Genomic DNA, 20,008 nt, shown 5'->3' on the forward strand with positions numbered 1-20,008 from the left:
GTGCTCTCTGCACGTCACGCCTCTACTGTCGAGCATGTGGCAGACCAGCGACGCGTCCTCCTGGTCGAGGACGACGAGACGATTGCCCTGGCCGTACGCGACCGCCTGGCGGCGGAGGGGTTCGACATCAGGGTGGCGAAGGACGGCGGGGCCGCCCTCGCCGAGCACGCCAGGCTCGCGCCGGACCTGGTGATCCTGGACCGGATGCTGCCGGGGCTCGACGGCCTCGAGGTGTGCCGCCGCATGCAGGCGGCCAGGCCCGTCCCCGTGCTCATGCTGACCGCGCTCGGTGAGGAGACCGACGTGCTGGTCGGTCTCGGCGTCGGCGCGGACGACTACATGACCAAGCCGTTCAGCATGCGCGAACTCGTCGCGCGCATCCACGCTCTGCTGCGCAGGGTGGAGCGCGCCGTCCAGCTCACCGCCGAGGACGCCGTCGTACGCGTCGGCGAGGTGGAGATCGACACGGCCGCCCGCCGGGTCTTTGTCAACGGGACCGAGGCCCAGCTCACCAGGACCGAGTTCGACCTGCTGCGCCGCCTGGCCGACCGGCCGGGCCAGGTGTTCGAGCGCGAACGGCTGCTGTCGGACGTGTGGGGCTTCTCCGAGGCCGCCGCGACCAGGACCGTCGACAGCCATGTGCGGGCGCTGCGCCGCAAGCTCGGCTCGGGCGTCGTCAGGACCGTGCACGGCGTCGGGTACGCGCTGGTGCGCCGATGAGACCCCTCGACTTCCTCGGCCGGATCAAGGTCAAGCTCGGCCTGGTCATCGTGCTGGCCGTGGCCACCGCCTTCGTCGTCAACGAGCTCGGCATCGGCTGGGGCCTGTCCTCGCCGCTGCGCATCCTGGTCGCCGTCGCCCTCGCCCTGCTCATGGTGCAACTGCTGGCCAGCGGTATGACCAGACCGCTGCGCGAGATGGCCAAAGGCGCTCAGACCATCGCCAAAGGCCACTACACGCTGAGGGTACGGGCCACCTCACGCGATGAGGTGGGGGAGCTGGCCAGGGCGTTCAACGAGATGGCCCAGGACCTCGGCGAGGTCGACCGCCAGCGCCGCGACCTGGTCGCCAATGTCAGTCACGAACTGCGCACGCCGATCACCGCACTGCGGGCCGTACTGGAGAACGTCGTCGACGGCGTCTCGGCCGCCGACCCCGTCACGATGGGCACCGCGCTGGCCCAGACCGAACGCCTCGGCCGGCTGGTCGCCCAGCTGCTCGACCTGTCCAGGCTGGAGTCGGGCGCCAGGTTGCTGGAGTCCGAGCCGGTCGAACTCGCTCCCGTCGTCGACCAGGCCGCCCGCGAGGCCGTGCTGTCCAGGGACGACGTGCGCGTCTCGCCGTCGGTCGGGGCGTCGGCCGTGGTGCAGGCCGATCCCGATCTGGTGGCCCAGGTGCTGGCGAACCTGCTGGACAACGCGGTGCGCCACAGTCCGGCCGGTGGGGTGGTCCGGGTGAGCGCCTCCGACAGGGACGGGCGCGTCGTGCTGGAGGTGGCCGACGAGGGGCCCGGGATTCCGGCGGGCGCGCAGGCCCGGGTGTTCGAGCGCTTCTCGCGGCTGGACGCCGGGCGTGCCGCCGATTCGGGAGGTGCGGGGCTGGGGCTGGCGATCGTGAAGGAGATCGTGGAACTGCACGGCGGCTCCATCGCCATCGCCGAAGGCCGGGGCTGCCGCATGGTCGTCGAGCTGCCTTCGGCCTCCGGTCGTCCGGCGGCGCTTCAGCCCGGCCCCGCCGCGGCGCTCACCCCTCCTGAGGCGGCCCCGCCGGCTGATCTCGTGGTCGCCGTCGAGCCGGTGCCCGTCGTCGAGGAGGCTCCGGTGCTCCCGGCTCCCGTGCCCGCTCCGCTCCCACCGCTCCCGGTCGCGGCGATCGTGGCCGCGCCGCCGTACCCCCAGCAGCCGCCGGTCGCCTATCTGGCCATGGGGCCCGCTCCGGAGAACCCGCCCTACCCGCAGCACGTCGCCCAGGGGCGGCTGCATGCGCCGCCGCCGCAGTACGGGCCCATGCGGCCGGGGCATCAGGGGCCGCCGCCTCCGCCGTACGTGCCGCCTCCGCTGTTTCCCAGGCCGGAGTTGCCGCCCACGCCCCGGTGGTTGCTGCCCGCCGCGGCGGGGGTGGGGGCGTTCGCCTCGGTGGCGATGCCGGAGACCGAGGCCGGGCTGGGGGTGGCGCTGGTCGCGCTGGTGATGGGGGCCGCCATCGCGCCGGTCGCGCGGGCGCGGGTGTCGCCGTGGGCGGTGGCGTTCGCCGCGATCGCCTATCTGCTGGTCGCGACCGTCGTGGTACGCGACGCCAACTGGCTGGTGCCGCCGATGCTGCTGGCGGCGTTCGGGTTCGGCGCGCTCGCCCTGTCGGGAGCCGGGCGCGGCTGGCTCGGCGTCGTGCGCGGCATGGCGTCGGTGGTGCTGGCGCTGGTGCCGGTGGCGTGGTTCATGGCCGAACCGCTCAAGGGCGTGACGATCCGCAGACGGGTCCTGCCCGCCGTGGTCGGGCTCGCGCTCTCGGTCGTGCTGCTCATGGTGTTCGGCCTGCTGTTCGCCTCGGCCGACGCGGTGTTCGCCCGCGTGCTGAGCGAGGTGTTCACCGCGCCCGACTGGCTCGACATGCTGCCCGGGCGGGTGTTCGTCTTCGGGGTGGTGGCCGTACTGCTGGGCGCGGGGGTGCTGGTGGCGCTCAGGCCGGTCGTCGATCCGCTGGGGCCCAGTGCGCGCGCGCAGGTCGGCAGGGCGCTGTGGATCATGCCGCTGGTGGCGCTCAACTCGCTGTTCGCCCTGTTCGTCGGCGTCCAGATCACCGTGCTCTTCGGCGGCGACGAACGCGTGCTGCGTACGGCGGGCCTGACCTACGCGGCCTATGCCAGGGCCGGGTTCTTCCAGCTCGTCGTGGTGAGCGTCATCGTACTGGCGATCGTCGCCGTGGCCGCGGCCGTGCTCAAGGTGGGACGCGGGGAGCGCTGGGTGCTGGCCGGACTGCTCGGCCTGCTGTGCGCGCTCACGCTCGTGGTCCTGGCATCGGCTCTGCACCGGATGGGCCTCTACACCGACGCCTACGGCCTGACCCGGCTGCGCGCCTCGGTCGGCGCCGTCGTCTGGTGGCTCGGCGCCCTGTTCGCCCTCGTGCTGGTCGCCGGAGCGGTACGGCTGGCCGGACGCGGCTCGGGCTGGCTGCCGAGGGCCGCGACCCTGGCGACCGGGATCGGCCTGGTGACGTTCGCCCTGTGGAATCCCGATCTCCGCGTGGCCGAGTCGCAGGTCGTCCACAGGGGCGTGGAGCGCCTGGACCAGCACTACCTGGGCCGCCTGGGCAGCGAGGCCGTCCCCGTGCTCGACCGCCTCCCCGAACCCCTGCGCACCTGCGTCCTGCGCTCGGTCGTCTCCTCCAACGGCCTTGGCCAGGCCGACCCGTGGAACGGCTGGAACCTGTCCCGCGCCGAAGCCCGCACCATCCTGGCCGCACATCCTTTGACGGCGAACGCGACATGCGAGGAGTCGTACTCCAGACAGGAGGAGTAACATCGCCGACCCGCCTTCGGGCGTTGAGGAGGAAGCATGGCGAGACTCGTCGCCGAGTGTTCGGACGGGATCGGCGTGGCGGACTTCTACGGTTTCGCCGACGTGGAGGTCGCCAAGGATCTCGTGCCCGGCCAGTTCGGCATCTGGGATCTCAACGGCCCGGGACGTGATGAATCGGCATCGGTAGGCCCGAACGCCCTCATCCTGTCCGACGACCACGACGCGAAGGTCTTCGTACGCTACGAGCGATGGGACGCACAGCCGCCTGCCCGCCCGGAGGCGGAGGCGTGGAGCGGTGTGCTTTTCCTGGCATCGGGCCGCGTCTGCGCCGTGAGCCTGACGGAGGGCGAACAGCGATACTTCCCCCCCTTCGACCTGGGCGCCAGACAGACCGAGTGGCACGCACGCGTGTGGTCACACAAGGTGAACAACGATAGGAACACGGACTTCCCTCACCACATCTACCAGGCCAACCTGCTCACCCTGCAACTGTGGCCGACCAGCCCTACGGCACCCAGTGGTTCCCCGTGATGGTGATCATGGACTGGAGGCGTACGGAGGCGGCGAAGTAGTCCTTCGGGCCCGGTTCGGCGGACAAGGTGGCCTGCCAGAGGGCGTCGAGCCAGGGCTGGGCGGTGGGGTCGGTCATCGCTGCGACCGCGAACGGCGGGACGAACGCGGGCTCGGGGCCGGCCTCGATCGGGGTGCCGTCGAGCAGGTAGCCCGCGGCCAGCTTGGCGGGGTCGCCGCCGGTGGCCTTGGCCGCCCAGGACGACAGGGCGCGGGCGGCGGCGATCGAGGCGGGGTCGCCGCTGGTCACGGCGTCGGCGCCGATGCGCCATGGGTCGCGCAGGGCGTTCCAGTAGTAGTCGCCGTCGTGGGCGTCCTCCAGCACCTCGCCCTTGACCGGAGCGCCGTCGCGCACGAAGTCGGGCAGCAGGCCGCTCTCGCCGGGAATGGAGGCGATCAGCTTCTGGTGCGCCTCGCGGATCGGCCGCCACGCGGGATCGACCTTCTCGAACGCCCTGAAGTGGTCGATCATCCAGTCGGACGTGCGTGAGACCGAGGCCAGCGGCTCCTCGTCGGTGGCCCAGTCGCCCAGCTTGACCAGCAGGGTGCGGGGGTTCACCTCCGACGCCCTGATCGCGGCGATGCGCTCCTTGGCCTTGGCCAGGTAGCCGCCGCCCCACTGCCGATCGGCCATCAGCAGGCCGTAGGCGACGTCCAGATCGCCGTCGGTCGCCGAGTCGCCGCCGTTGACGCTCCGGCACGAGCGGTCCTGCTCGGCGGCCAGCAGCTTGGGGTCGCCCGACGACGGATGCGCCTCGACGTAGGACAGCAGGCCGTCGAAGAGCGCCCTGTCGCCCATCGTGGCCGCGATGACCATGCCGTAGCCCTGCGCCTCGGCCACGTAGGGGTGGTCGGCGTCGGGCGAGATCACCTGCAGCGAGCCGCACCGGGCGGTGACGAAGTTCTTACGCCACGCGGTGAACGCCGTGCGGACCTGCTCGTCCAGGGCCTTGGTGTCGCCGCTCGGGCGCAGGGTGCCCTGGGCGTAGGCGGCCCTGTGGCTGCCGAAGGGGATGTCGCGTGAGGGGGCCCGGGCAGGCTCGGCCACCGGTGGCGCCGCGCATCCGGCGAGCAGGACGGCGGCGAGCGACAGGGCGAGGGCGCGACGCAAGGAGGAGTTCCCTTCGTGAGGCTAGAGCCCGGAGGGTGTGCCTTCCTCCGGCACGAGGACGTCGGTGTCCTCGTCGAGGGTACGGCCGCGGAAGAAGGCCGAGTCGTGGATCCAGCACGCGATCATGAGCAGCACACCGGCCCCGAGCGAGCCCACACCGACGACGAACACCCCGCCGACGCCGAGCAACGTGGTCTCGCCGTAGGACGGGTCCCACATGTCCACCGCGCTCTTGACGAAGGCGGCGAGCATGATCAGTCCGCCGGTCAGCGGCAGCAGTCCCTTGAACCAGAGGTTACGCGCCGAGGAGAACAGCTCGCGCCTGAAGAACCACGCGCACGACAGCCCCACGATCGAGTAGTAGAACGCCACCGCGAGGCCCAGCGAGGCGACCGAGTCGTAGAGCACGTTCTCGCTGATCAGGGAGAGCCCCACGTAGTACCCGATCGCGACCACGCCCATCACGGTCGTGGCGAACGACGGCGTGCCGTGCCTGGCCGAGACCGAGGCGAAGCGGCGCGGCAGCGCCCGGTAGGCGGCCATGGCCAGCATGCCGCGCGCGGTCGGCAGGATCGTGGTCTGCGTGGAGGAGATCGCCGAGACCATGACGGCGAGGATCACCACCCAGCCGATCGGCCCGAGCACGGAGTCGCCGAGCGCGGCGAACACGTCGTCGGCGATGCCGGAGTTGCCGAGCCCGGTCGGGCCTTCGCCCGCTCCGCCGTAGGCCAGGACGGCGACCGTGGTCAGCAGGTACACGCCGAGCAGGATCACCGAGCACAGCAGGGCGGCCTTGCCGGGTGTGTTCGCCCGGTCGGTGGTCTCCTCGTTGATCGCCAGGCAGGAGTCCCAGCCCCAGTAGATGAACATCATCAGCAGGAACGCCTCGGTGAACCCCGACCAGGAGCCGAACCGCGTCGGGTCGAACCACTCCCAGCTCGGCATCACCGAGGTGTCGAGCGCACGGCCGCCATAGACCTTCCAGAGCGCGACCGTGCTGAACAGCAGCAGTCCGCCGATCTGGATCCCGGTCAGCCAGCGCTGCATCCTCGCGCCGACGCGCAGGCCGCGATGGCTGACCCAGGTCATCAGCGCGATGCCCGCCGCCCCGGCCAGGGTGAGCGCGAGCCTGCTGTCGGCCAGTGCGTGCAGCCCGGCCAGGCGCAGGCCGTACTGTGCGGCCACCTCGGCCACATTGGCCAGCGCGACGGTGCCCGACATGGCCACGCCCCAGCCGCCGAGCCAGCCGACGACCGGGCCGAACGCCTTGGTGCCCCACGTGAACGCGGTGCCGCAGTCGGGCACGGCCCGGTTCAGCTCGCGGTAGGCGAAGGCGGTGAACAGCATCGGCACGAACGCCACCAGCGCCGCCGCGGGGGCCTGCAGCCCGACCGCGATGACGACATAGCCGATCGTGCAGGCGATGGAGTACGCGGGGGACGTGGACGCGATGCCGATGATCGCGTTGTCCCACAGGCCGATGGCGTCGCCGCGCAGCCCCTTGTCCTTCACCGGCATCCTTCAGTGTCGCGGGACAGAAACGAGCGATCGCGCCCGGCGCGTCGGCAGAGGGTAAGGGAAAGGTATGTAACCCCACAAATCACACCTTGATGGTTCAATCGTCCTGTGAGCTTCGACGTGATCATCAGTGGCGGACTGGTCCTCGACGGCACCGGCGCACCCGCCTTCCGTGCCGACCTCGGCATGTCCGGTGACCGCATCACCGCGGTAGGCAGGCTCGACGGCGCCGAGAGCGCGAGGGTGGTGAATGCCGAAGGGCGCTATGTCGCACCCGGCCTCATCGACTGCCACGCGCACGGCGACGCCGTCGTCTTCGACCCGGAGGTCCAGCTCGCCGCCCTGCGCCAGGGCGTGACCACCTTCGTACTCGGTCAGGACGGCCTGTCCTACGCCCCCGCGACCAGCAGGGCCACCCTCGACTACGCCACGCGGTACTTCGCCGCCGTCAACGGCGCGCATCCCGCGCTCGACGGGCCGGTCGGCGTGGGCGACCTGCTCGACGGCTACGACCGGGCCACCGCGCTCAACACCTGCTACCTGCTGCCGCACGGCACGATCCGCTACGACGTCATGGGCCCGTCGCCCGACGCGGCCTCGCCCGCCCAGCTCGCCGCCATGCTCGCTCTGGTCGAGCGCGGGCTGTCGGAGGGGGCGGCCGGGCTGTCCAGCGGGCTGGAGTACGTGCCGGGGCGTTACGCCGACGCCGCCGAACTCGCCGCGCTCTGCGCGCCGCTCGGGGCGCTGCCGTACGTGACGCACATGCGGGGGTACGGGCAGGCGGCGGCGACGGGGCTGGCCGAGGTGGTCGACATCGCCGAGCGTTCGGGCGCCGCCGTGCACGTGTCGCACCTGCACGGGCCCGCCGACCTGCTGCTGCCGCTGCTGGAGGCCGCCGGACGCGTCGACCTGAGCTTCGACACCTATCCCTACCTGCGCGGCAGCACCATCCTGGCGATGGTCGTGCTGCCGCCGTGGGTCCCGGCCGCCGAGGTGGACAGGGCGATCGAGGCGCTGGAGTCGAGCGAGCTCGACACGTGGTGGCCGACGCTGGAGCAGACCTGGCCACGCCTGACGCTCTCGCACGCGCCGGGCTCGGAGTGGGCCGAAGGCCTGACGATCGTCGAGGCCGCCGGGCGCAAGGGGCTCACGCCCGCGCAGTTCTGCCGCGGCCTGCTGGTGGAGACCAGGCTGGAGGCCGGATGCGTGGCCGCCAGGCCGGACGAGGGCCCGCAGGGGGAGGAGTCGGTACGGCGGGTGCTGCGCCATCCCGCGCACACCGGCGGCTCCGACGGCATCTATGTGGGCGGCCACCCGCACCCGCGCGGTTTCGGGGCGTTCGCCCGCTTCCTCGGCAGGCACGTGCGCGAACTCGGCGACTGGCGCTGGGAGGAGGCCTTCGTGCACCTGGCCTCCCACCCGGCCCGCCGCTTCGGGCTGAAGGAGCGAGGGCTGCTGCGCGAGGGCCACGCCGCCGACGTCATCGTGCTCGACCCCGCCACCGTCCGCGACCTGGCCACCTACGACAAGCCGCGTACGGTCGCCACCGGCGTCGACGACGTGTTCGTCTCGGGCGTCCAGGTGCTGTCCGGTGGCGCCCTGACCGGAGCGAAGCCAGGAAGGGCGCTTCGATAGGGTTTGCAGGGTGAAGGGTCTTATCCCAGGTGAAGAGCTCGTCGGCCGATCGATCTTCGCGGGCGGCGTCACGTTCCCGCTGATGGTCGTGCACGCCGACGCGCTGGCGCACAACATCGCCACGATGGCTCGCTTCACCGGCGAGCACGGCATGACGTTCGCACCGCATGCCAAGACGCACATGTCCCCCGAGATCACGCGCATGCAACTCGACGCGGGCGCCTGGGCGGTGACCGTCGCCACCCCGAGCCAGGCGCTGACCCTGGCCGGGTTCGGCGTCAGGCGCATCGTCATCGCCAACCAGGTCGTCGACCCCGCCGGCCTGCGCGCCCTGGCCGCCGTGCCCGGCCTTGAGCTCTACGTCTTCGCCGACTCCGTCGAAGGTGTGCGGCTGCTGGGCGAGGGGCACGTGCGCGTGCTGGCCGAGCTCGGCCACGAGGGCGGACGCGGCGGCAGCCGTAGCCTGGACGAGCTGCTGGAGGTCGCGGCGGAGGTGCGGCGCACGCCCGGCCTCGAACTCGCGGGCGTCGCGGGCTACGAGGGCGGGCTGAAGAGCGCGCCGGAGGTCGTGGCCTACCTGCGACGGCTGCAGGAGGCCGTCGAACACCTGCGCGTACGCGACCCGATCCTGTCGGTCGGCGGCAGCCAGTGGTTCGACGTGATCGGCCGCGAACTGGCCGCCACCCAGGCGCGTATCGTGCTGCGCTCGGGCGCCTACGTCTCGCACGACGACGGCTACTACCGCGAGCGCACGCCGTTCAACCGGATCGACGGCACACTGCTGCCCGCGTTCGAGATCTTCGCCCACGTGCTGTCGACGCCGGAGCCCGGCCTGGCGATCGTGGGCATGGGCAAGCGTGACGCGCCCTACGACGAGGGCCTGCCGATCCCCAGGCGCGAGGGCGTCACCGTGCTCAGGATGCAGGACCAGCACACCGTGCTGCACGACACGTCCGGCCTGCGGGTCGGCGACCTGGTCTCCTTCGGCATCTCGCACCCCTGCACGGCCTTCGACAAGTGGCGCGTGCTGCCGCTCGTCGGCCCCGGCCATGTCGTCACCGGAACGATCACCACCGCTTTCTGACCTCTTTGGAGACGCTTGTGAAGAAGGAACTCAGGACCACCGAAGGCGCCGCCCCCGTCGGCGCGTACTCCCAGGGCCTCGTGGTCGGCGACTTCGTCTACACCTCGGGCGCCGGGCCGCTGCATCCCGAGACCGGGGAGATCGTCGGCGACGACATCGAGACCCAGACGCACCAGGTCATGCGCAACCTCGGCGCGATCCTGGCCGCGCACGGGCTCGGCTTCGACGACGTGGTGAAGTCCACCGTGCACCTGCAGCACCTGCAGCGCGACTTCCCCGCCTACAACGAGGTGTACAGGTCCTACTTCACCGAGCCCTACCCGGTGCGGACCACGGTCGGCTCCGAGCTGATGAACATCCTGGTCGAGATCGATTTCGTGGCGCACAAGAGCGCGTAGGGTTCGTCCGTGGACAGTTCGATATACGTCTTCGCCGAAGACGTGCGCGGTGAAGGCCTCGACAGGCTGCTGACGACGATCGGCGGCCTCGGCGTGGCCGGAGTGACCATCGGCGCCGCACACCACGGCGCCAGGGACATCACCCCGCACGGGCTGTCCAGAGTGACCGTCAGGCACGACGGCGTGCACTTCCCGCTGCCCGACGACCTGTTCGCCGAGGCCAGGCTGGTTCCGCCCGCCGGGTTCCGCGACGTGTTCGACGGGCTGCGGGCCGGGTGCACCGAGCGCGGGCTCAAGCTGCACGGCTGGACGGTCTTCCTGCGCAACGCCACCATCGGCGCCGAGCACCCCGACGTCACCGTGCGCAACTGCTTCGGCGACAGGGGCTCACCCGTCGACCTGTGCCCTGGCCACCCCGACGTCAGGACGTACTGCACGGCGCTGGCCAGGGCCGTGGCCAGGCAGGGCGTCGACAGCGTGGTGGCCGAGGCGCTGCACTTCATGCCGCTGCGCAAGGCGCGTACCTTCACCCAGCTCGGCCCCATGGACACCTACCTGCTGGGGCTGTGCTTCTGCGACTTCTGCCTGCGCCGGGCCACCGACCTGGGCGTCGACGCCGGGCTCGCCCGCGAGGAGTGCGCCCGTATCGTCGGGGCCGTGCTCGACGGCCAGGCGCCCGCCCAGGGCGAGGTCACCAGGGCCGCGCTCACCGCCTACGCCGGTCCCGACGTCGTCGCCTATGCCAGGGCCAGGTCGGAGACCATCACCTCGCTGGTGTCCGAGGTCGCCGCCGCCGTGGCCGACGAGGGGTCCAAGCTCGTCTTCATGGACGGCACCGGCGCGGTCAAGGGCTACATCGACGGCCTGCCCTCGCCCGGCCTCGCCGCGCACGACGCCTGGCAGCTCGGCGTCGACCTGGTCGCACTGGGCGACCTCGTCCCCTCCTTCGGCGTGCTCGCCTACGCCCGCGACGCCGCACGCGTGGCCGACGACGTCGGCGCCTACCTGCGCTCGGTCGGCAAGGACCGCGAGGTCAGGGCGGTGCTGCGGCCTGGCATCCCCGACTCCGACTCGGCCGACAGGCTGGTGGCCAAGGTCAGAGGGGCCAAGGCGGCGGGCGCCTCGGCCGTCGACTTCTACGCCTACGGCCTGGTGCCCTACCCCGTGCTCGACCGCATCCCCGCCTCGCTCAGCTGAGCGCGCCCGTCAGCATCGGCAGCGCCCGCTGCAACGACCTGGTCCAGTACGGCCAGACATGACGGCCTGGACCGTAGAAGTCGGTCGTGACGGGCACTCCGGCCTTCCTCGCGGCCTCGGCGAACTCCCTGTTCTGCCGCTCGATGCCGGCCTCGCCGTTGTCGACGGCGGCGGGCGGCCTGTCGAGCGGACCCGGCCTGCCGTTGCCCGAACTCACATAGACCGGGATCTTCAGCGACCCCACCAGCCTGGTCGGGTTGTACGGCTCCGCGCTCGTCCACAGGTCGGCCGGGTTGTCGCCCGACTTGCCGGTGATGTAGTCGACATCGGCCGACGACACGTTCGCCAGGCCGGAGAAGGAGGCCACGGCCCTGAACATGCCCGGATGGCGCGCGGCGTAGGACAGGGCGCCGAACCCGCCCATGGACAGGCCCGCCACGGCCCTGGCATCGCTCGCGCCGTACTTGCTCTCCAGGAGCTGTCTGAGCTCGGTGAGGTGGAAGGTCTCCCACTTCGGGCCCTTGATCCAGTCGGCGTAGAAGCCGGCGTAGCCGCCTTCGGGGATGACGACGATGACATCGGCCTTCTCGGTGACCAGGTCGGCCCTGCCGTACTTCACCCAGCCGAGGCTGTCGCGCTGGCAGCAGCCTTCGAGCAGGTACAGAACGGGCCAGCGGGTGCCTGGACGCCACCCGGCGGGCAGCAGGACCTGCACCAGCGCCGTGCCGCCGAGCGCGGGCGAGTCGACGGTGAGGTCGACCAGCCGCCCCTGCCTGCGCTCCTCGACCACCTTGAGCACCGGCACGGCCACCGGTACGGCAGGCGCGGGCGCGGACGCGCAGCCCGCGAGCAGGGCGATCAGCAGGAAGGCGGCCAGGCCTCTCACGCCGCGGTCCGGCCGGTGAACGCCGTCATCACGCCGAGCCCCAGGTACACCACGCCGCTGGTGATGCGCAGCGACCTGGCCCTGCGGGCGAGCCGCCCGCCGAGGGTGCCCGCCGTGATCGCGTACACCATGTCGGAGGCCAGGCCGAGTGTCATCAGGATCAGGCCGAGCACCACGATCTGGAGGGCCGGGGAGCCTGCCCTGGCGTCCACGAACTGGGGGAGCAGCGCGAGGAAGAACAGCGTCACCTTCGGGTTCAGGATGTTGACCACCATGCCTTCGAGGAAGACACGGCCCAGCGGCTGCACGTTCGGCGTCTCGGCGGTCGTCGTGTCCTTGCCGGTCAGGGCCTTGACGCCGAGGTAGACCAGGTAGCAGACCCCCGCCCACTTGACCAGGTTGAACACCGTGGCCGACTGTGCGATCAGGTACGACAGGCCGGCCGCCGCCGCGGCGATGTGCACCAGGACGCCGCTCTCCACGCCCAGCGCGCTCACCACACCCGCCGCCCGGCCCTGGGCCAGGCCTCTGGCGGTGATGTAGAGATGGTTCGGCCCCGGAATGAGGACCAGCGCCAGCGCGGTTATGACGAAAAGGGCCATGGTGTGGGACGAAATCACACTTGAGGACGCTATTGCGGTCGGGCGGGGAGAAGGAAGGCCAATATCCGGGTCACGTGGGGGACCAATTCCGGGCGGCAGGATATGGCGCGAAGGCATGACATCATGACGAACGTGAACGGCCATACGCTGATCGGCAGGTCCCAGGAGCTGGGACGACTGCTCGGCGTGCTCGACTCGGCCGCCGGAGGCACCGCGGGCGTCGCCCTGGTGGGCGGTGACGCGGGGATCGGCAAGACCCGGCTGGTGGCCGAGCTCGTCGGCGAGGCCAGGGCGCGGGGTTTCGCCGTGCTCATCGGGCAGTGCGCCGAGCTCGGCGACGCCTTGCCCTACCTTCCGCTCGCCGATGCGTTGCGTGGCGCCGACGGGCAGGTGCGGGCGGCGCTGGAGACGCGTCCCGTGCTCGGGCGCATTCTGCCCGGCGAAGGGCAGGAGAGCGGGGCCGATCCGACGTCCGGGCTGACGCAGCAGCGTATGTTCGGCTCGCTGCTCGGGCTGCTGACCGAGGTGCAGCCGGTGCTGCTGGTCCTCGAGGATCTGCACTGGGCCGATCGCTCGACGCGGGACCTGCTGGTGTTCCTGAGCCGGATGCTGCAGACCGAGCACGTCTTCCTGGTCGGCACGTACCGGACCGACGATCTGCATCGGCGGCATCCGCTGCGGCGGGTGCTGGCCGAGCTGCAGCGGCTGCCCGCTGTGACCGGGCTGGAGCTGCGTCCGCTCGACCCTGGTGACATGTCTGACTATCTGGCGACATTTGGCACTTTCGGGCAGACGGATGCCCGGGTCATCGGTCAGGTACTCGAACGGGCCGAAGGCAATCCGTTCTACGCCGAGGAGCTGCTGGCCGCGGTGGCCGACGGCGACACGCTGCCCGACGGGCTGGCCAGCCTGCTGCTGTCGCGTACCGAGGTGCTGTCGGAGGCCGGTCAGCGGGTGCTGCGCGCCGCCGCCGTCGCCGGGCGCAGGGTCGAGGACGACCTGCTGCGCGAGGTGTCGGGGCTGCCGACCGCCGAGTTCGAGGACGCCGTGCGCGAGATCGTCTCGCGTGGGCTGCTGCGGCCCGAAGGCTACGGCTACACCTTCAGGCACGCGCTGTTGCAGGAGGCCGTCTACACCGACCTGCTGCCGGGCGAGCGCACGCGCCTGCATGCCGACTTCGCCCAGCGCCTGACGCTTCCGGCGGAGCTGGCCCACCACTACCTCGCGGGCCACGACCTGGCCGGAGCGCTCAGCGCCTCGGCCGAGGCCGGTCGCCGCGCCGAACGCCTCGGGGCGCCGGCGGAGGCGCATCGGCACTACGACCAGGCGCTCGGGCTGTGGGAGCGGGTCGAGGGCGCCGAGGAGCTGGCCGGGGGCGCCCGTACGCACATCGCGTTGCGCAGCGCGGTCATGGCCGCCGACAGCGGCGACAACCACCGGGCGATCACCCAGCTCAAGGGCATCATCGCCGTCGCCGGGCCGCAGAGCGAGATCTGCGAGCGCCTGGCGTACTACCTCTACGAGGAGGACCACCTCGACGAGGCCATCGCCAACGCCGAGTGCGCCGTCGAGAGCGCCGCCGACGACGTCGCCAGGGCCAGGGCGCTCGCCACCCTCGCCAGAGCGCTGACCTGGAGCCCGCGTCACGACGAGGTCGGCGTCGCGGCCGAGCGCGCCCTGACCCTGGCGCGTTCCATCGGCGCGCGCGACGCCGAGGTCAGCGCGCTCATCACACTCAGCGCCTACGCCGACTACCACGGCGACTTCGAGGCCGCCACCGCACTGCTGGCCGAGGTGATCGCCCAGAGCTCCGGCGATCTCGCGATCGACCTGCGCGCCCACTTCATCCTGGCCCGCGCGCACTACGAGCAGGGCGCGTTCGCCGAGGCGGCCCGCGTCATCGACCAGGGCAGCCGCCTGGCCGTCGATGCCGGGCTCACCTGGAGCACCTACGGCACCGACCTGCGGTTCCTGCGCTTCCTGATCCACTACGTGTCCGGCGAGTGGGACGCCGCCGAGCGCGTCGCCGCCGGGTTCGGCGTGCGGGTCGGCACCGTGCCCGAGGCGGTGCTGTCGTCGTTCTCGCTGTTCATCGAGGTGGCCAGAGGGCGTGCCGCCTTCACCGAGCGGCTGACCTGGCTGGAGGCGTTCTGGTCCGACGTCCTGGTCTCCTACATGTCCCGCGGCCTCGCCGCCGAGCACGAGCTGTGGAACGGCAGGCCCGAGATCGCTCTGGCGCATGTCGAAGCCGTGCTCGGGCTGCTGGACCCCATCGATTCCGGCAATCTACGCATCTGCGCGGTCGGCCTGTGGGCCCTGGCCGAGCTCGGCCGCCCCGAAGGGGCCGACGCCCTGCTCGCCCGCGCCCGGCATGCCGCCATCCAGGGGCCGACCGGGCTACGCGGCGAGATGGGGCTGGAGGGCAAGGCGTGGATGATCCGCGTCGAGGCCGAATGGCACCGAGCGCACGGCCGTCTCGATCCCGGCCTCTGGCAGCAGGCGGTCACCGCCTTCGACTACGGCTTCGTCTACGAGGTGGCCCGCTGCCGCTGGCGTCTGGCCGAGGCGTTGCTGGCCGGAGGCAGGCGTGAGCAGGCCCATGCCGAATGGGCCCAGGCCGTCGCCGCCGCCGCGTCGCTCGGCGCGGCGCCGCTGGCCGGGGAGCTGGAGGCATTGGGGCGCCGGGCGCGGTTCTCCGCAGCGGGGGTGGCGGCTGCCGCCGGTGGCGGACTGACGGCCCGGGAGCTCGAGGTGCTGGCCCTGGTGAGCGAGGGATTGGGCAACCGGGAGATCGGGGAACGGCTGTTCATCGCCCACAAGACGGTCAGCGTGCACGTGTCGAACATCCTGGGCAAGCTCGGCGCGTCGTCGCGCACCCAGGCGGCGGCCACGGCCCGGCGTCAGGGCCTGCTGGGGTGACCGGCCGAGCGTCTGGCTCCGGTGTGTTCTGCGGTGGTGAAGCGCCATCTGCCGGATGGGCTGGATGTCTGCCAACACCCTGACGCACTTGTGCGCGTTCGTACGTCTCCGTACGGCAGATGACACTTCAGCACCGCAGAGGCTCACCTGCTGCTGAGGAGGCGTGCCCCCTCGACGGCCCCGCTACCCGGTCTGGGTGTCGTCCGGCGAACCGCCGCCGCCCTTGGCGCGTACGGCCAGGTCGCGGACGACCTGGATGAGCTCGGCCGGGTCGAACGGCTTGGTCAGATACGCGTCCGCGCCGAGACCCAGTCCCCGGCGGCGGTCGTGGTCCTGCGCCCTGGCCGTGATGAGGACGACCTTGATGTGATTGGTCCCCTCGGTGGTCCGCAGCCGATCGGCTGTCACCCATCCGTCGAGTCTGGGCATCATCACGTCCAGCGTGACGACGTCCGGTTGCACCTCCATCACCCGATCCAGGCAGTCCTGCCCGTCGAAGGCGGTCTCGACCTCGAACCCCTCAAGGGTCAGGTTGACCGCGATGAGCTGCCGGATGACCTCGTCGTCATCCACGACCATGACCTTGCCGAGTACCTCGCCCACGGCCACGAAGTTAACCGCTGGAGCGGGGGTCACGTGCGGTTTTCGAGGGATGTGTGCCCGGACCTTTATCTTGGTGACGAGGAGTGGGCGGATGCTGGTAACGTTGTCACCGGTTGAGCCCCCTTAGCTCAGGGGATAGAGCACCGGCCTCCGGAGCCGGGAGCGCAAGTTCGAATCTTGCAGGGGGCACCACACGTCCATCAGGGGAAAACACCTCCTGAGCAGGACGGACAGCATCGAAGAGGGCGGATCTCCAGTTCACGGAGACCCGCCCGTTCTCGTTGAATGAGCCGGTTACGCCTGGCAGGTCGGGCACCAGAACAGGTTGCGGGCCGCCAAGGGCTTGGTGCGGATCTCGGTGCCGCAGACGAGGCAGGGCAGGCCGGCCCGGCGGTAGATGTACACCTCGCCGCCGTGGTCGTCCTTGCGAGGAGGGCGGCCCATGGCCTCGGGCGTGTGCTCGGGGCGCACGGTGTCGATGCGGTTGTGCTTCACGCCTTCGGACATCAGGGCGGCCAGGTCGTCCCAGATGAGCTGCCATTCGGCGGGTGTGATCGACCGGCCCGGCCGTTCGGGATCGACGTGGTGGCGGAACAGCACCTCGGCCCGGTACACGTTGCCCACGCCCGCGATGACCTTCTGGTCCATCAGCAGGGCGGCGATCGACAGCGCGCTGCGGTGCACACGCTCGAAGGCGCGCTGCGGATCGGCGTCGGCGCGCAGCGGGTCCGGTCCGAGGCGGCCGAGGATGGGCGTGCGGTCGTCGAGGAGTTCGCAGGCGGTGGGCCCGCGAAGATCGGCGATCTGCGCCTCGGTGGTGAGCCTCAGGCGCACGGTCTCGTCCTTGGGCGTCCGGGTGAAGTCCAGCCTGCCGAACAGCCCGAGATGCACATGCACCCACCGAGGCCCGAACTCCAGGAACAGATGCTTGCCGTAGGCGTCGGCGCCGGTCATCACACCCCCGTCGACCAGCGCGGCTCCGTCGGAGAACTTCCCCTGCGGACTCCCGGCCCGCACCACCTCACCGACGAACCGCTCACCGAACTCCGCAGCCAGCCGATGAATGGTGTGACCCTCAGGCACGACGCCTCCTCCTCGCTCCTCCAGGATCGTACGGCCGCCGAGGAGCTACATCATCGCCCGCACGTGCCGAAGGAACGCGTGCCAGCCCTGCGAGCGGAACCCGTGCCGGCTCAGGGTGAGGGTGAGTGTGCGCCGCAGCGGCTGGGGCGAGTCCATGATGGCCTGGTTGCGCGCGGCGAGCCGGTCCAGCTCGACCGGCAGCGGCGGGCGGTTGCTCTTGTGCCCGTTGCACGAGGTGTGGGCGGGTGCGAGGTTCCAGATCGCGTCCAGATCGAGGGACGGGCGCAGCAGCCGCATGAACGAGTACGGGAAGACGTGGTCGACGGCGCTCTCGCCCGCCGCCGTGGTGAGGGGCAGGTCGCAGATCAGGCAGCGGCCGTGCTGGAAGCCGATGACGGCCTCGGCGACCCCCGCGACCGATCGCCGCCTGCGCGTGTCGGTGATCCGCAGGCTGGGCAGGTCGACCGACACGCCCTCCTCGACCAGACTGCGGCCGATCTCCGCCGCGAACGACGTCTCGACGATGCTCCAGCGCGCCGCCAGTTCGCCGTGCAGGAGGCCGGCCTGCTCCGAGCGTGCCACCGCCCGCAGATGGTCGGTGAGGAAGACCAATCGCTCCCGCGTGCTCCCGCCGATCTCGTAGAAGCGGTGCGGCACCTCGGTGTCGCCGCGCAGATTGTGGAACTTGCGCATGACCATGCGCGGCATCGACGCCACGGCCGCGTCGAGGAGCAGGTCGGTGGGCCCGCCGAAACGCAGCGACTCCTCCGCCTCCCGCCGCGCGACGCTGAGAAAGTCGCCGTCGCCCGGCGTGATGCGGGAGGAGGCCTGCGGCGCCTCACGCATGTGCCGTACGAGCCCCATCGCGTACGGCGAGGCCAGCTCGCGCAGCGGGAGTTCGGTGCGGCCCTCGGTGGCGGCCTTCAGGAGCGCGGCGCCGAGTGCGAACTTGTACGTGCGGCTGTTGGCGCCCATCAGCACCGCGAGACGCCAGGAGGAGACGGCTGTCGGGTCGGTGTCGAAGAAGTCCAAGGAGGCAGCACCGCCGTTCGGGAAAGGGATAGGCTCAGGCGCCGTGAAATCGGTGGGGACAGAAGGGTAAGGGGCGGGATGGGGAAGTTGGTGCGGGACGGGATTCCCGGGATCATCAGGCGGCAGGGCGGGGAGCCCGTGGTGACGGTGCTGGGGGAGGCGGCGTATCGCGAGGCGTTGGTGACCAAGCTGTTCGAGGAGGTCATCGAGGTCAGGGACGCGGGCGCGGACAAGGTGGTCGAGGAGATCGGCGACGTGCTGGAGGTGTTGCGCGCCTTGGCCAAGGCGGACGGGCACGCCTGGACCGACGTCGTGAAGGCGGCCGAGGCGAAGTCGGCCGAGCGCGGCGCCTTCGACGAGCGGCTCTTCCTGGCGTGAGCGCCGAGCTCGAACGGCTGCGTGTGCGCTTGCGTGAGTTCGCCGGGGAGCGGGAGTGGGAGAGGTTCCACACGCCGAAGAACCTGGCGATGGCGTTGGCGGGCGAGGTGGGCGAGCTGGTCGCGGAGTTCCAGTGGCTGACCACGGCCGAGTCGGCCGATCTCGACGCCGAGACCCTGGCCAGGGTGCGCTCGGAGCTCGGCGACGTGATGTTGTACGCCGTGCGGCTGGCCGACGTGCTGGGCGTCGACCTGCTGCGTGCGGCCGAGGACAAGCTGGAGCACAACGAGCGGCGCTACGACGTGGGCACCTATCGCGGCTCGGCGAAGAAGGCGCCACCGCTCAGCGACCCAGCAGGGTGAACTCGGCCGACGCCCTGGGCTCGCCGTTGACGATGACGTCGAGCCTGCGCGGCCCCGGTGGTTCGGCGCGGGTGGTGACGGGCCTGAAGGAGTGCGACCTGCGCACGGTGAACGTCTCGCCCGCCCGGCTCGCCACCCGTTCGCCGAGGTGGAAGACGCGGCGCGAGCCTTCGCGCACCACGGCGTACTTGAGCACGATCGGCCCCGGCGCGTCGGCCGCAACGGTGAGGGCGAACGCCAGCGACGCGCCGACGCGCACCCGGTCGGAGGGCAGCGAGAGCGAGAGCACCCTGCCGTTGCCGTGAACGGCGCCGAGCAGGGCGAGCGCGTCGGGATGCCCGGCCCGCACCAGCCCGCGCAGGGCGTGCCGCAGCACCCGCTCGATGTGTGAGCCGCCTTCGGCCCGCCAGCGCCCGAGCAGCTCGACGACCAGGTCAGGGTGGTCCTTGGCCAGGTCGTTGACATGGTTGGCGACCGATCGCCGCACATATTCGCTGGGGTCGTCGCGCAGGGCTTCCAGGATCGGCAGGGTCGGGCCCGGCTCCATCAACCGGCGCACGCGGGTCGCCCACGGCAGCCGCGGCCGGGTGCCTTCGGAGGCGAGGCGGCGCAGGTGCTCGTCTGGGGAGCCGGCCCAGCCTGTCATGATCTTGAGGGTGTCGTCGTGGTGCCGGTCGAGGAAGGGGCGCACGGCGAACTCGCCCGTCGCGTAGGGCGTGAGCACCGCGAGGGTGGCCAGCGCCTCCTCCGGGTGGTCGAGGCCGTGCGTGGCGATGTAGTCGGTGGCGGGCCAGCCGCTCCACAGGGTGAGCGTGACCGGCCTGACCGCCTGGCGCAGGAGCGAGGCGGCTTCGGGGAAGGGCAGTGGGAGGGCCTGGTGCAGGGCCTGGGAGACGTGTCTGACCCGATCCTTGAGCTCCAGGTGTGTCAGGCCGGTCGTCGCCGCCGAGACGAAGGCGGACCGGGGGAAGGACGGCCGGACGGTCGCCAGGTTCTGGGAGAGGTCGGTCACCGATGCGGTGTTGATCATGTCTTTCAGGGGCTCGGCCACGGCTTCAGCCTGTCAGACGCCACCGACAGCCGTGGGAACGCCCGGGTTCATCCGGTGCTGCGCG

The 20,008-nt window shown here is 71.3% G+C and carries 18 protein-coding genes and 1 tRNA gene; 11 read left to right on the top strand and 8 right to left on the bottom strand.

The features are described 5' to 3' along the window. Positions 1–36: 36 nt before the first annotated feature. The 3 genes from ACTWNK_RS09350 to ACTWNK_RS09360 are packed head-to-tail and all read left to right on the top strand — an operon-like array spanning position 37 to position 4,046. Positions 37–720 (top strand): response regulator transcription factor, encoded by a 684-nt coding sequence (locus tag ACTWNK_RS09350; protein WP_474303474.1) that lies wholly within the window; start codon positions 37–39, stop codon positions 718–720. After that, positions 717–3,515: a DUF4153 domain-containing protein gene (locus tag ACTWNK_RS09355; protein WP_474303475.1), complete on the top strand. Its 2,799-nt coding sequence runs from the start codon at positions 717–719 to the stop codon at positions 3,513–3,515. Before ACTWNK_RS09350 ends, ACTWNK_RS09355 begins: the two co-directional genes overlap by 4 nt. A gap of 36 nt (positions 3,516–3,551) precedes the next feature. After that, a complete protein-coding gene (locus ACTWNK_RS09360; RefSeq protein WP_474303476.1) occupies positions 3,552–4,046 on the top strand; it encodes a hypothetical protein in 495 nt (164 codons plus the stop codon). Here the strand turns inward: ACTWNK_RS09360 and ACTWNK_RS09365 are convergent. Next, complete coding sequence (locus tag ACTWNK_RS09365; protein ID WP_474303477.1) at positions 4,021–5,196, bottom strand: family 8 glycosyl hydrolase; 1,176 nt, start codon at positions 5,194–5,196, stop codon at positions 4,021–4,023. The two genes, ACTWNK_RS09360 and ACTWNK_RS09365, sit on opposite strands and share 26 nt — an antisense overlap. A 21-nt stretch (positions 5,197–5,217) precedes the next feature. Continuing rightward, positions 5,218–6,708, bottom strand: a complete 1,491-nt coding sequence (locus tag ACTWNK_RS09370) for an APC family permease (protein ID WP_474303478.1) — start codon at positions 6,706–6,708, stop codon at positions 5,218–5,220. Positions 6,709–6,822: 114 nt separating this feature from the next. Here ACTWNK_RS09370 and ACTWNK_RS09375 point away from each other — a divergent pair, with 114 nt between their 5' ends. The 4 genes from ACTWNK_RS09375 to ACTWNK_RS09390 are packed head-to-tail and all read left to right on the top strand — an operon-like array spanning position 6,823 to position 11,028. Next, the gene (locus ACTWNK_RS09375) at positions 6,823–8,349 is read left to right on the top strand and encodes an N-acyl-D-amino-acid deacylase family protein (protein ID WP_474303479.1); all 1,527 of its coding nucleotides are present in this window, start codon (positions 6,823–6,825) and stop codon (positions 8,347–8,349) included. A gap of 10 nt (positions 8,350–8,359) precedes the next feature. Further along, positions 8,360–9,433, top strand: a complete 1,074-nt coding sequence (locus ACTWNK_RS09380) for an alanine racemase (RefSeq protein WP_474303480.1) — start codon at positions 8,360–8,362, stop codon at positions 9,431–9,433. 17 nt (positions 9,434–9,450) lie between these two features. Next, positions 9,451–9,831 carry a RidA family protein gene (locus tag ACTWNK_RS09385; RefSeq protein WP_474303481.1) on the top strand — a complete coding sequence of 127 codons (381 nt, stop codon included), beginning with the start codon at positions 9,451–9,453 and terminating at the stop codon, positions 9,829–9,831. 9 nt (positions 9,832–9,840) lie between these two features. Then, on the top strand, positions 9,841–11,028 hold the full coding sequence (locus ACTWNK_RS09390; RefSeq protein ID WP_474303482.1) for a hypothetical protein: 1,188 nt from the start codon (positions 9,841–9,843) through the stop codon (positions 11,026–11,028). On the opposite strand, the gene ACTWNK_RS09395 is transcribed toward ACTWNK_RS09390, so the two are convergent. Both ACTWNK_RS09395 and ACTWNK_RS09400 read right to left on the bottom strand, forming a co-directional pair. Then, entirely contained in the window at positions 11,021–11,914 is an 894-nt protein-coding gene (locus ACTWNK_RS09395) for an alpha/beta hydrolase (protein WP_474303483.1), read from the bottom strand. The genes ACTWNK_RS09390 and ACTWNK_RS09395 overlap by 8 nt on opposite strands. Further along, positions 11,911–12,516, bottom strand: a complete 606-nt coding sequence (locus ACTWNK_RS09400; RefSeq protein WP_474303484.1) for a LysE family translocator — start codon at positions 12,514–12,516, stop codon at positions 11,911–11,913. Before ACTWNK_RS09400 ends, ACTWNK_RS09395 begins: the two co-directional genes overlap by 4 nt. A 123-nt stretch (positions 12,517–12,639) precedes the next feature. Between ACTWNK_RS09400 and ACTWNK_RS09405 the strand changes: the two genes are divergently transcribed. Continuing rightward, a complete protein-coding gene (locus tag ACTWNK_RS09405) occupies positions 12,640–15,435 on the top strand; it encodes a helix-turn-helix transcriptional regulator (RefSeq protein WP_474303485.1) in 2,796 nt (931 codons plus the stop codon). A 183-nt stretch (positions 15,436–15,618) separates the two neighbouring features. Here ACTWNK_RS09405 and ACTWNK_RS09410 read toward each other — a convergent pair whose 3' ends face one another. After that, positions 15,619–16,014 (bottom strand): response regulator transcription factor, encoded by a 396-nt coding sequence (locus ACTWNK_RS09410; RefSeq protein ID WP_474310872.1) that lies wholly within the window; start codon positions 16,012–16,014, stop codon positions 15,619–15,621. A gap of 141 nt (positions 16,015–16,155) precedes the next feature. On the opposite strand from ACTWNK_RS09410, the gene ACTWNK_RS09415 reads away from it, so the two are divergent. Continuing rightward, positions 16,156–16,230 (top strand) — tRNA-Arg (locus ACTWNK_RS09415). A 102-nt stretch (positions 16,231–16,332) separates the two neighbouring features. Here the strand turns inward: ACTWNK_RS09415 and ACTWNK_RS09420 are convergent. Both ACTWNK_RS09420 and ACTWNK_RS09425 read right to left on the bottom strand, forming a co-directional pair. Next, entirely contained in the window at positions 16,333–17,121 is a 789-nt protein-coding gene (locus ACTWNK_RS09420; RefSeq protein WP_474303486.1) for an Fpg/Nei family DNA glycosylase, read from the bottom strand. Positions 17,122–17,166: 45 nt separating this feature from the next. Continuing rightward, the gene (locus ACTWNK_RS09425; protein WP_474303487.1) at positions 17,167–18,153 is read right to left on the bottom strand and encodes an HNH endonuclease family protein; all 987 of its coding nucleotides are present in this window, start codon (positions 18,151–18,153) and stop codon (positions 17,167–17,169) included. 78 nt (positions 18,154–18,231) lie between these two features. Here ACTWNK_RS09425 and ACTWNK_RS09430 point away from each other — a divergent pair, with 78 nt between their 5' ends. Next, positions 18,232–18,531 (top strand): nucleoside triphosphate pyrophosphohydrolase, encoded by a 300-nt coding sequence (locus tag ACTWNK_RS09430; protein WP_474303488.1) that lies wholly within the window; start codon positions 18,232–18,234, stop codon positions 18,529–18,531. Continuing rightward, positions 18,528–18,893, top strand: a complete 366-nt coding sequence (locus tag ACTWNK_RS09435; RefSeq protein WP_474303489.1) for a nucleotide pyrophosphohydrolase — start codon at positions 18,528–18,530, stop codon at positions 18,891–18,893. Before ACTWNK_RS09430 ends, ACTWNK_RS09435 begins: the two co-directional genes overlap by 4 nt. On the opposite strand, the gene ACTWNK_RS09440 is transcribed toward ACTWNK_RS09435, so the two are convergent. Then, a complete protein-coding gene (locus ACTWNK_RS09440) occupies positions 18,874–19,944 on the bottom strand; it encodes a DNA alkylation repair protein (RefSeq protein WP_474303490.1) in 1,071 nt (356 codons plus the stop codon). The two genes, ACTWNK_RS09435 and ACTWNK_RS09440, sit on opposite strands and share 20 nt — an antisense overlap. Positions 19,945–20,008 lie beyond the last annotated feature (64 nt).

Source organism: Nonomuraea sp. IBHARD001, from assembly GCF_056106265.1.

What these genes read in the sequence shown, in the direction of transcription:
- ACTWNK_RS09355 (WP_474303475.1), top strand. Translation starts at nt 717, where the DNA reads ATGAGACCCCTCGACTTCCTCGGCCGGATCAAGGTCAAGCTCGGCCTG.
- ACTWNK_RS09360 (WP_474303476.1), top strand. Translation starts at nt 3,552, where the DNA reads ATGGCGAGACTCGTCGCCGAGTGTTCGGACGGGATCGGCGTGGCGGAC.
- ACTWNK_RS09400 (WP_474303484.1), bottom strand. Translation starts at nt 12,516, where the DNA reads ATGGCCCTTTTCGTCATAACCGCGCTGGCGCTGGTCCTCATTCCGGGG.
- ACTWNK_RS09405 (WP_474303485.1), top strand. Translation starts at nt 12,640, where the DNA reads ATGACGAACGTGAACGGCCATACGCTGATCGGCAGGTCCCAGGAGCTG.
- ACTWNK_RS09410 (WP_474310872.1), bottom strand. Translation starts at nt 16,014, where the DNA reads ATGGTCGTGGATGACGACGAGGTCATCCGGCAGCTCATCGCGGTCAAC.
- ACTWNK_RS09430 (WP_474303488.1), top strand. Translation starts at nt 18,232, where the DNA reads ATGGGGAAGTTGGTGCGGGACGGGATTCCCGGGATCATCAGGCGGCAG.